Consider the following 10,240-nt stretch of genomic DNA (forward strand, 5'->3'; position numbering starts at 1 on the left):
CCACCGTCACCTTCGCGGCGGTCGCCATGTTCGGGTTGAAGTTGCGGGCGGTGCGCCGGTAGACGAGGTTGCCGGCCGGATCGGCCTTCCAGGCCTTGATGATGGCGAGATCGGCCCTGAGCCAGGTTTCGCGGACATAGAGCTGCCCCTCGAATGCCTCGACCGGCTTGCCCTCGGCAGGTTGCCTGGCACCGCGCCACGGAGAAACGGTCGTTGTTTGGTCAGCAAGGCAAAGCCGCTCATTGGCGCCCGCGGACAAAATCAACGAATATCTAGCATTATGGGCGCTTTCTCGGTTACCTCGCATGGTGTGGTGAGCTTGCGGCCGAAGTGACACCCGCCGAACGAGTGAGTTCGGCCGTCGTGGAGCGCTACTATGACCATATCTCGGACATCGTATCGCCCGTCTCACGATTATCTCTGCTGGTCGGCCTGAAGGTCACGCTTCAGGCGATGCACCCCGAGATCAACTGGCGGTGGCTTCAGGATGCCTGCAACCGGCTCCAGACGCTCGTTGTCGCCGGGCGGCGGGAGTACCATGACCTGCCTTGTATCATAGCGCTCGACCGTCTTGCTCGTGACGAGGCCAGCCCAGACCGGCCGCAGCGGCTCGCTTTCGCGATGCGCTTCAGTTGGCGCTGCTCGTTCGCCGCCCCCTGAGGACCGCAAACTTCTCGCACCTGCGGATAGGCCATGAGCTGCGGCCTTCGGCAAGCAGCTGGAACATCCTGATCCCTGGCGAGCAGACGAAAAATGGGGCGCCGATCGAGATGCCATTTCCGCCCGCACTACTGGACGCTCTCACCTGTTACCTCGAAAGGGTGCGGCCACACCTCCCATCAGCGGCAACTTCGGATTCCCTCTGGCTCTGTAAGTTCGGCGTCAATCGGAATCCCTACTGGCTCTATGAGCGCATCGGCAAGCTGACGAAGCGGCTGACCGGGAGAGCCGTCAATCCGCACATGTTTCGCGCGATGGGTGCGACGGTTTTGGCAGAGGAGTCGCCAGACGATCTGTTTGCCGCCGCGGACCTGCTCACACATAAGCATCTCTCGACCACGGAGCGATATTACATTCGGGCTCGAACCCTCAGCGCGAGCCGGCGCGTTGAGGGGCTGATAAGCGAAGCCAAGAAGAGGGCGCGATGACACGGGTCGCGATCCACGATCGCGCGCGCAGCTATCGTCGACATGGTCGCCGCCTTCGCCTTGCTCTTCGTCGTCGACCTGTCGGCCACGGCGTAATCGCCGCGCTCGACGACCTAGTGCCGCCGCTCGCGGTCAGCTTCTTCCTGCTGCTGACGGTGGCCATCGGCTGGATCCTCGGACGCATCTCCGACGGCGCGTGTCGCCAGGCGGTCAACTGATGCCGCGCGAGTTCGGGCACATTCCAGAAGCTTGGCCGGCGCTTCTCGATCGCCCACAGCTCTGCGCCTATGTCGGACTTAGTGACCAGACGCTGGCGCGGATCTTACCGGTACACCCGGTCGATCTCGGCGTGCGGGACGTCCGGTGGAAGCGCATCGACATCGACCAGCGGATTGGAGGCCTGCCCCCCGTTTGCCCTCCGGCCAGGACTCGGCGCAATCTTGCGAAAGCGCACCGGCCGATGGAGAGCATACAGCGGCGGAGCAGCGGCGCAACGAAGCGCTGGCGCGGGTTAGGGCGCGTGCTCGGGAGAAGGCGAACCGTGGAAAAATCCGGCACGTCCAATGCATCAGGAAGCCTGACGGCAAGGTTTATCTCTACTTCCGCAGGGGCAATCACCGCGAAGGCCCGCTCCGCTCCGCCGACGGCACGCAGGAGCTCCGCGACGAGGTCGACGCAATCCTGAAGAAGCTCGAGGCCGCGCAGTCGGCGCATAAGCCGCGCGAAGGCACGGTCGGCGGCATACTGCTGCGCTATGCCGGCGACGGCCAGAAGCGGCGGCCATGCGCAGGATTCCTCGGGCTCGCACCATCGACCCAGGCGGAGTATTTGCGCATGGCCAGAGAGATCCGCGAGGACGCCGGCGATGTGCTACTCGCCGACGTCACATCGGCTTGGGTCTCCGAGCTGATGGAGCTGTGGGCGGAGCGCGGCTACAAGGCCGCCAATGACCGCCACCAGGTCCTGAAGAATGCTCTGGAGCCGGCTATCAAGGATGACCGCATTTGCGAAGGATCCGTTTCTGAAGGCCGAGAAGCTGGAGCGCCCGCACGGCGCCGGCGAGCCGCATCCGACCTGGGCGGATTACGAGCTCGAGGCCGCCATCGAGGACGCGATCGCCAGCAATCATCCGGGGCTTGCCCGCGCGCTCGCCCTAGCCCGCTGGGGCGGCTTCCGGCGGGGGACGATCTGCGCCATCCCCCTGAACGCCCGGGTCTGGGGCTTCGACGCCGCACAGCAGCGACACCGCCGCCTGAGCTGGATCACGGAGAAGCGCCGTGTCGCCCGCGACAAGCCGGAAGATAGCCGCCTGACGCAGCTGCTCGATCGCACGCCCAATCGGGCGACGACGATCGCCTACAACGCCGACGCTGGTGTCTGGAAGGAACGCCAGCTGAGCCAGGCCGTCGAGCGCCTGGTCGAGCGGCTGGCGAAGAAGAGTATCATGCGCTCCGGCCTCACCCTGCACGGCCTCCGGCACGCGCGGGGTGTCGAGCTGGCGATGGCTGGCGCCAGCGATGCGGAGATCATGGCACAGATCGAGCACGCCAAGGACAAGGCGGCCAAGATCTATCGCCGGCAGGCTGAGCGCCGCGGCCTCGCCGACAACGGTCAGTCGAAGATCGACAACATCATCGATCTCCGAGCAAAGCCCAGAACCAAGGTTGAATTTGGGATTGTAAACGGCCCTGTAAACGGGCTGTAAACGGCGCCCCTCAAAAGGAGCTAAGTAATGGCGCGCCCGAAAGGATTCGAACCTCTGACCCTCAGATTCGTAGTCTGATGCTCTATCCAGCTGAGCTACGGGCGCGTGGCAACGGAACGGAGCGGCAGAAGCCGCGTTCGGCTGACGGATGTCGAATTAGCGAGTCGGGCCGCGCTTGGCAACCCCATTCTCGCGACTTTCTTTGCCGATTGATTTTCGGCGGCGCCGGAAGCTCTCCGGCTAGCCCATCCGTGAACCAGCCAGAATGGCGCCAGCCCGTATTGGGCCGAACCGAAGCCAAATTGCGGGATCGGCGCTGGCCCTTCTTCTCAGCCCGGCCGGCGCAGCCAGACGCGGTCATGCAGCGTCATGCCGGCGAGCATGGCTATAACGAAGAGCACGACCGGGGCGAGCCCGAGCGAGAGCGAGGCCAGCGCCGGCCCCGGGCAGAAGCCGGCCATGCCCCAGCCGATCCCGAAGATCGCCGAGCCCAGCACAAGCCGTCGATCGATCGGCGATGTCACCGGCAGATGGAACGCCTCGTCGAAGGCGGGGCGCCGCAGGCGCTTCAGCACGGCCATGCCGGCGAGGGCGACCGTGACCGCGCCGCCGAGCACGAAGGCGAGGCTCGGATCCCAGGCCCCGAAGATGTCGAGGAAGCCGCGCACCCGGGCGGGGTCGAGCATGCCCGACATGGCGAGGCCAAGCCCGAAGACGGTGCCCGCCGCGAGGGCTGTGACGACCTGTGCGAATCGGTTCATGCCGCGACGAGCCTCATCAGGGTGACGGTGGCTATGCCCGAGAGCAGGAAGGCCGCGACCGCGACGGCCGAGCGCGGCGAGAATCGGGCGAGGCCGACAATGCCGTGGCCGCTCGTGCAGCCCGAGCCCATCCTCGTCCCGAAGCCGACCAGGAGCCCGGCCAGCGCGATCACCGGCAGCGAGGCGGTGATCGTCACCGGCGGCCATTGCCCGGCGGCGAGCCGGTAGAGCGGCGGCCCGAGCAGGAGCCCGACGACGAAGGCGGCATTGGTCGCCGCCTGCGTGCCGAGCGCAAGCCGCCCGAGAATGCCGCTGATCCCGGCTACGCGGCCGTTCAGGAGCAGGAGCATGACGGCCGAGAGGCCGATCAGCATGCCGCCTGCGAGCGATGGCCAATAGGCCGTCATGCCGGCATCTCCTCGTCACAGAAAATCTCGTGCAAGGCCTCGACCAACCGCGCTGCCTTCGCGGCGGTCAGCCGGTAGAAGACCTGCTTGGCATCGCGGCGCGTCTCGACCAGTCCCGCCTCGCGCAGCACGGTGAGCTGCTGCGACAGCGTCGGCTGGCGGATGCCGAGCATCTCCTCGAGCTGGCCGACCGCGTATTCGCCCTCGACCAGGGTGCAGACCAGCATCAGCCGGTTGCGGTTGGCGAGGGTGCGCAGGAGCTCGGCGACCTCCTCGGCCCTGGCCGCGAGCTCGGCCCTGGTGTTCGGCTGTTCGGCTTGCATCGTCATCGCGTCTCAGCCCCAGACCGCGCCCGGCAGCGCATCGAGCGGGACCTTGAGATAGCGCCGGCCATTGGCCTCCGGTTCCGGCAGCCGGCCGCCATTGATGTTCACCTGAAGGGCGTGGAGAATCAGCTTCGGCATCGGCAGCGTCCTGTCGCGCGCCTGGCGCAGCGCGACGAAGGACGCTTCGTCCTGGCCGGCGACATGCGGGTTCGCCCGCTTCTGCTCGCCGACCGTGCTCTCCCAGCGCGCCGCCCGGCCGCCCGGGCGGTAGTCATGGCCGGTGAACAGGCGCGTCTCGTCGGGCAAGGCGAGGATCTCCTCGATCGAGGCCCAGAGCGCCTTGGCGCTACCGCCGGGAAAATCCGCCCGCGCCGTGCCGGAATCCGGCATGAACAGCGTGTCGTGGATGAAGGCGGCATCGCCGATCAGATAGCTGACAGAGGCCAGGGTGTGGCCCGGCGAGAACAGCACGCTGACGTCGAGCGATCCGAGCTTGAAGCGCTCGCCCCCCGCGAAAACCCTGTCCCATTGCGAGGCGTCGGCCGCGAAATCCGGCCAGTTGTAGAAATCCTTCCAGAGACGCTGCACCGCGACGACCTCGGCGCCGATCGCCGTTGGCGCGCCGGTCTTCGCCTTCAGATAGGCCGCGGCGGAGAAATGGTCGGCATGCGGGTGGGTGTCGAGAATCCATTCGACCGTGAGGCCCTGCTCCGCGACATAGGCGAGGATGGCATCAGCGCTGGTGGTCGCGGTCGCGCCGGACTTCTCATCGTAGTCGAGCACGGGGTCGATGATGGCACAGCGCCGGGTCGCAGGGTCGGAAACGACGTACTGGACGCTGCCACTGCGCGGCTCGTAGAAGCCCTTGACCTGCGGGCTGCGGCCGCTCTCGCGGTCGAGCCAGGCGTTTGCACCGGCAAGGTCGAAGCCGAAGCGCGCGCCGAAACCCGGAACCTCTTCGGCCCTCATCCGCCCGTCCAGAACCTCGCCGAGCACGTGCAGGGTCAGCGCCCGCGTGCCGCCCTTGCAATGCGCCAGCACCGGCCCCGGCGCCGCGGCGAGCGCCGCCTGGAAAGCCTCGACATCGGAGCGGGTAATGGTCGCGCCGGTCACCGGCACGAAGCTGTAGGCCATTCCGGCCTCGGCGGCCGCCTGCCTTTCCGCGGCCGATCCGGGTTGGCCCGGTTCCTCGCCATCGGGACGGTCGTTGACGATCGCCTTGAAGCCCTGCGCCGCAAGGGGCTTGAAATCGGCGAGAGCAGGCTGGCCAGCCACCGAAAGCTTCTCCGAGATCTCAACGATTTTCATGGCGGCCCCTGTCGCTTGGATTTCAATATACATTTACATATAATATATATTGATGAACCGCAAGGTGCCCCGGGCATCCCCGCGCCTCGCGGCCGGCGTTGACGGCGCCTCATTCCAGCCCTACTCGTAAACGCGACGGTTCCCTCACGGGATCAAAAGGGAACGCAGTGCGGGTGGCTCGCCACCCCATGCTGCGGCTGCCCCCGCAACTGTAAGCGGCGAGCCTTTCGCCATACGCCACTGGGACCTCGGCCCTGGGAAGGCGGTGAGAAGGCGCTGACCCGCGAGCCAGGAGACCTGCCGTCAGTCGTGGTCACACGCGAACACGTTCGGACGGGGTGTTTCGATCGCTGGTTCACTTGCGCGCTGCCCTTTTTTCGGGAGCGGGCGGGAGATCGCGTTCGCGGTGACGTGCCACAACGTTGACCGCCCGAGGTTTCTTCCGTGCTCCCCTTCCCCCAGACCGCCCTGCGCGGCCCCTTGCCGCTCGCCTGCCTGCTGCTCGCCGGCACATCGCTGAATCCCCTTGCCGCCAGGGCTCAAGCAGGTCCTGAAACCATCCGGCTCGACGAAGTCGTGGTCAGCGCCACCGGCACGCCGACTCCGGCGCGCGAGGTCGCGAGCTCCGTCACCGTCATCACCGCCGATCAGATCCAGCGCGAGCAGCGCCGGACCCTGCCGCAGGCGCTCGCCGCCGTGCCCGGCCTCAACATCGTCCAGATCGGCGGCCCCGGCGGCCAGACCTCGGTGTTCATGCGCGGCACCAACTCGAACCACGTCAAGGTGCTGATCGACGGCATCGACGCCAACGATCCCTCGACCCCGAACCGCTCCTTCGATTTCGGCTCGATGCTGACCAACGACATCGAGCGCATCGAGGTGCTGCGCGGCCCGCAGAGCGGTCTCTATGGCGCCGATGCGCTCGGCGGCGTGATCTCGATCACCACCAAGCGCGGCGAGGGCCCGCCCAAGCTCACCGCCTCGGCCGAGGCCGGTTCCTACGGCACCTTCAACCAGGCTTTCGGCCTGAGTGGCGGCGACGACCGCTTCAACTACGCCTTCAACATCGCCCATCTGAAGTCCGACTCGACGCCGGTGACGCCGCCGAACCTCGTTCCGCCCGGGCGCCGCATCAACCCGAATTCCTATGACAACTGGAACTACTCCGCCCGCCTCGGCTTCAAGCTCACCGACACGCTGAGCCTCAACTGGATCGGCCGCTATTCCGACGGCTACCTGCTCTCGACCGGCGATTCCGGCTTTCCGAGCGTGCCGAACGCCTACCGCTCGAGCCAGAGCTACAAGCAGGCCTTCACCCGCGGCGAGCTGGTCTTCGACCCGTTCGACGGCCGCTTCGTCAATCGCTTCGGCATCGCCTACACCAACCAGGATCGCTCCAACCGCTCGCCGAACGCCGCCGGCATTCTCGGCCTGCCGACCGACAATCTCGGCGAGCGGACGAAATACGACTGGCGCGGCGACCTCAAGCTGATGGAGGGCCAGATGCTGGTGATGGGGCTGCAATACGAGAACGAGCGGCTGGAATCGCGCTCGCTCACCGCCTCGAACGGCAATACCGGCGCCTTCCTCGAATTGCAGTCGAACTGGAGCGAGCGCTTCTTCACCGTCGCGAACATCCGCCGCGACGAGGACGAGACCTTCGGCGGCCACACGACCTACCGGCTCGCGCCGACCTTCATCGTCCCGGGCAGCGAGACCAAGCTGAAGGCGAGCTACGGCACCGGCTTCAAGGCGCCGACGCTAAGCCAGCGCTTCAGCGATTCCCGGCCGGCCTATAATTTCTACGGCAATCCCAACCTCAAGCCGGAGGAGAGCCGCGGCTATGACATCGGCTTCGAGCAGCCCTTGCTCGACAACAAGCTCCAGATCGGCGCGACCTGGTTCCACAACGACATCGACAACCTGATCCTGACCAACGCCGCCCGGACCTCCTACACCAATATCGGGCGAGCCCAGACCAAGGGCGTCGAAAGCTTCGTCGCACTCGAGCTGAGCCCGCAATTCAAGATCCGGGCCGACTACACCTTCACCCTCGCCAAGGACGAGACCGCCAACCAGGAGCTGCTGCGCCGGCCGCGGCACAAGGCGAGCCTGACCGCCAACTGGGTGCCGATCGAGAACCTCAACCTCTCGGCGACGCTGATCTATGTCGGGGACCGCGTCGACGGGAACCGCGACTTCTCGATCTCGCGGATGCGCGCTCCGGGCGCCACCATCGTCAACATCGCCGCCGAGTACAAGGCGAGCGAGAAGCTGACAGTCTTCGGGCGCGTCGATAACCTCTTCGACAAGCGCTACGAGAACCCGGTCGGCTTCCTCGTCCCCGGCCTCAGCGCCTTCGGCGGCCTGCGGGTGAGCCTGTGAGACAGGGGGCGGCCCTGCGGCGCGTGCTTCGCGGCGCCGCCCTCCTGTTGGCCTACGCGGTGCTGGCCGCGTCGGGCCTCGGCTTCGCCGCCGAGCCTCCGGCCAAGCCGTCCCGCATCGTCTCGCTCAACATGTGCACGGACGAGCTCGTCCTGCGCCTCGCCGACCCCGCCGCGATCGCCTCGGTGACCTGGCTCTCGCAGGACCCGCGCAACGCCAATATGGCGCAGGCGGCCCGCCGGGTCCCGGCCAATCACGGCCTCGTCGAGGAGTTGCTGGCCTTTCGGCCCGATCTCGTCATCGCCGGCAGCTTCACCACCCGCAGCACCGTCGCGCTGCTGAAGCGCGTCCGCGCGCCGGTCAGGGAGTTCGGCGTGCCGCGCGACCTCGCCGGGGTCAAGGCGCAGATCGCCGAAATGGCCGCGCTGCTCGGCGAGCCCGCGCGCGGCGAAGCCCTGATCGACGAGATCGACGCAAGGCTTGCCGCGTTGGCTCGGCGCATCGGCGAGGAGCGGCCCAAGGCGCTGGTCCTGCGGCCCAACGGCTTCACCGTCGGGCGCGGCTCGCTGGTCGACGAGATCCTGACCAGGGCGGGCTTCGTCAACCTCGCCGCCGAGCTCGGCATCGACAATTACGGCCAGATCGCGCTGGAGACCGTGGCACTCGGCGAGGCCGACATCCTGATCCTCAACACCACCGAGGGCGGCCCGCCCTCGCTCGCCCATGAGGTCCTGAACCACCCCCTGATCGGCAGGCTCGGCGACCGGCTGCGGCTCGTCGCCTTGCCCTCGCGGCTCTGGACCTGCGCCGGGCCGGCGGTGATCGACGCCATCGAAATGCTGATCGACGCGGCCGCCGCGCCGCGCAACCGCAGGAGCGGCCCTTGAACCCCGCCACCACGGCCATCGCCGCGGAAAGCCGCAGCCGCTACCGCATTCTGGTCGCGCTGCTGACCGCCCTGCTCGTCGCCATGACCGCGCTCTCGGTCGCGGTCGGCTATGCAGAGCTCGACCTCGGCGCGGCCTTCTCCGATTGGCTGGCCGGCCGCGCCAGCTTGCCGGCGCTGGTTCTCCTCGAGCTACGCCTGCCGCGCGCTTTGCTCGGCGCGCTCGTCGGCTTCAGCCTCGGCCTGGCGGGCGCCGCGATGCAGGGCCTGCTGCGCAATCCGCTCGCCGAGCCCGGCCTGCTCGGCATTTCCAGTGCCGCCGCCTTCGGCGCGGTCGTCGTGTTCTATTCCGGCTTCGCCGGCGCCTTCCTGCTCGCCTTGCCGCTCGGGGGCATTGCCGGCGCGATGCTGGCGACGCTCCTGCTCTACGCCCTGAACGGGCGCGGCGCCGGCACGATGGCGCTGATCCTCGCCGGCGTCGCGATCAACAGCTTTGCCGGCGCAATGACCTCGCTTGCGCTCAACCTCGCGCCGAATCCCTATGCGGCGCTGGAGATCGTCTTCTGGCTGATGGGCTCGCTTGCCGACCGCAGCATGGCCCATGTCTGGCTGGTGCTGCCCCTGATGCTCCTCGGCTGGGCGCTGCTGCTCTCCAGCGCCTCCGCCCTCGATGGGCTCACCCTCGGCGAGGATACCGCGCGCAGCCTCGGCTTCGATCTCGGTTGGCTGCGCGCCCGCCTGATCGGCGGCGCCGCGCTCGCGGTCGGCGCCTCGGTCGCCGTCACCGGCGCGATCGGCTTCGTCGGCCTCGTCGTGCCGCATCTGCTGCGCCCGCTGGTCGGGCACCGGCCCGGCCGGCTGCTGTTGGTCTCGGGCCTCGGCGGCGCGATCCTGACGCTCGCCGCCGACACCGCCCTGCGGCTGATGCCGATCCGGCCCGAGCTCAAGCTCGGCGTGGTCACCGCGCTGATCGGCGCGCCCTTCCTGTTCAGCCTGATCCAGCGGATGCGGAGGGCGGCGTGATGCAGATCGAAGCCAGGAACATCGCGGTCAGCCTCGGCGGCAAGCCGGTGCTGCGCGGCATCGACCTAACCTTGCGAGCCGGCGAGATGGTCGGCCTGATCGGTCCCAACGGCGCCGGCAAGACGACCTTGCTGCGCGTGCTCGCCGACCTGCTTGCGGCCGAGGCCGGCTCCGTGCGCTATGACGGCCTGACCGCCAAAGCGCTCGGACGCCAGACGCTGGCGCAGCGCATCGCCTTCCTCGCCCAGGGCGGCACGGTGCACTGGCAGCTGCGCCAGCGTCTGGCGTCCG

The 10,240-nt window shown here is 67.7% G+C and carries 11 protein-coding genes, 1 tRNA gene, 2 pseudogenes and 1 riboswitch; of the genes and pseudogenes, 8 read left to right on the top strand and 6 right to left on the bottom strand.

From position 1 onward, the window contains the following. A pseudogene (locus RKE40_RS28990) lies at positions 1-178 on the bottom strand (CoA-transferase); the annotation flags it as partial. Between the two features lie 185 nt (positions 179-363). Here RKE40_RS28990 and RKE40_RS28995 point away from each other — a divergent pair. From RKE40_RS28995 to RKE40_RS29010, 4 genes are all read left to right on the top strand, one after another. Continuing rightward, positions 364-660 (top strand): hypothetical protein, encoded by a 297-nt coding sequence (locus RKE40_RS28995; protein WP_316021630.1) that lies wholly within the window; start codon positions 364-366, stop codon positions 658-660. Then, on the top strand, positions 633-1,148 hold the full coding sequence (locus RKE40_RS29000) for a site-specific integrase (RefSeq protein WP_316021631.1): 516 nt from the start codon (positions 633-635) through the stop codon (positions 1,146-1,148). Before RKE40_RS28995 ends, RKE40_RS29000 begins: the two co-directional genes overlap by 28 nt. Beyond that, positions 1,145-1,366 carry a hypothetical protein gene (locus RKE40_RS29005; RefSeq protein WP_316021632.1) on the top strand — a complete coding sequence of 74 codons (222 nt, stop codon included), beginning with the start codon at positions 1,145-1,147 and terminating at the stop codon, positions 1,364-1,366. The genes RKE40_RS29000 and RKE40_RS29005 overlap by 4 nt, the downstream gene beginning before the upstream one ends. Before the next feature lie 752 nt (positions 1,367-2,118). Next, entirely contained in the window at positions 2,119-2,853 is a 735-nt protein-coding gene (locus RKE40_RS29010; protein ID WP_316021633.1) for a tyrosine-type recombinase/integrase, read from the top strand. 28 nt (positions 2,854-2,881) lie between these two features. Here the strand turns inward: RKE40_RS29010 and RKE40_RS29015 are convergent. The 5 genes from RKE40_RS29015 to blh all read right to left on the bottom strand — a co-directional run bounded on the left by RKE40_RS29015 (position 2,882) and on the right by blh (position 5,655). Beyond that, positions 2,882-2,958 (bottom strand) — tRNA-Arg (locus RKE40_RS29015). 224 nt (positions 2,959-3,182) lie between these two features. Further along, a complete protein-coding gene (locus RKE40_RS29020; protein ID WP_316021634.1) occupies positions 3,183-3,614 on the bottom strand; it encodes a DUF6691 family protein in 432 nt (143 codons plus the stop codon). After that, complete coding sequence (locus RKE40_RS29025; protein ID WP_316021635.1) at positions 3,611-4,021, bottom strand: YeeE/YedE family protein; 411 nt, start codon at positions 4,019-4,021, stop codon at positions 3,611-3,613. Before RKE40_RS29025 ends, RKE40_RS29020 begins: the two co-directional genes overlap by 4 nt. After that, positions 4,018-4,344, bottom strand: coding sequence for a sulfite-sensing transcriptional repressor BigR (gene bigR, locus RKE40_RS29030; protein WP_390893566.1), 327 nt, complete (start codon positions 4,342-4,344; stop codon positions 4,018-4,020). Before bigR ends, RKE40_RS29025 begins: the two co-directional genes overlap by 4 nt. A gap of 12 nt (positions 4,345-4,356) precedes the next feature. Then, the gene (gene blh / locus RKE40_RS29035; protein WP_316021637.1) at positions 4,357-5,655 is read right to left on the bottom strand and encodes a bifunctional sulfur transferase/dioxygenase Blh; all 1,299 of its coding nucleotides are present in this window, start codon (positions 5,653-5,655) and stop codon (positions 4,357-4,359) included. Positions 5,656-5,774: 119 nt separating this feature from the next. Further along, a riboswitch (cobalamin riboswitch) is annotated at positions 5,775-5,974 on the top strand. A 125-nt stretch (positions 5,975-6,099) separates the two neighbouring features. On the opposite strand from blh, the gene RKE40_RS29040 reads away from it, so the two are divergent. The 4 genes and pseudogenes from RKE40_RS29040 to RKE40_RS29055 all read left to right on the top strand — a co-directional run. Continuing rightward, a complete protein-coding gene (locus RKE40_RS29040) occupies positions 6,100-8,040 on the top strand; it encodes a TonB-dependent receptor plug domain-containing protein (protein ID WP_316021638.1) in 1,941 nt (646 codons plus the stop codon). Next, complete coding sequence (locus RKE40_RS29045; protein WP_316021639.1) at positions 8,037-8,927, top strand: ABC transporter substrate-binding protein; 891 nt, start codon at positions 8,037-8,039, stop codon at positions 8,925-8,927. The genes RKE40_RS29040 and RKE40_RS29045 overlap by 4 nt, the downstream gene beginning before the upstream one ends. 83 nt (positions 8,928-9,010) lie before the next feature. Then, positions 9,011-9,949, top strand: a complete 939-nt coding sequence (locus RKE40_RS29050; protein ID WP_316021641.1) for a FecCD family ABC transporter permease — start codon at positions 9,011-9,013, stop codon at positions 9,947-9,949. Between the two features lie 65 nt (positions 9,950-10,014). Further along, positions 10,015-10,240, top strand: a pseudogene (locus RKE40_RS29055) (ATP-binding cassette domain-containing protein); the annotation flags it as partial.

It is taken from the genome of Allobosea rubneri (assembly GCF_032464875.1).
In the GTDB taxonomy this organism is placed as follows: domain Bacteria; phylum Pseudomonadota; class Alphaproteobacteria; order Rhizobiales; family Beijerinckiaceae; genus Allobosea; species Allobosea rubneri.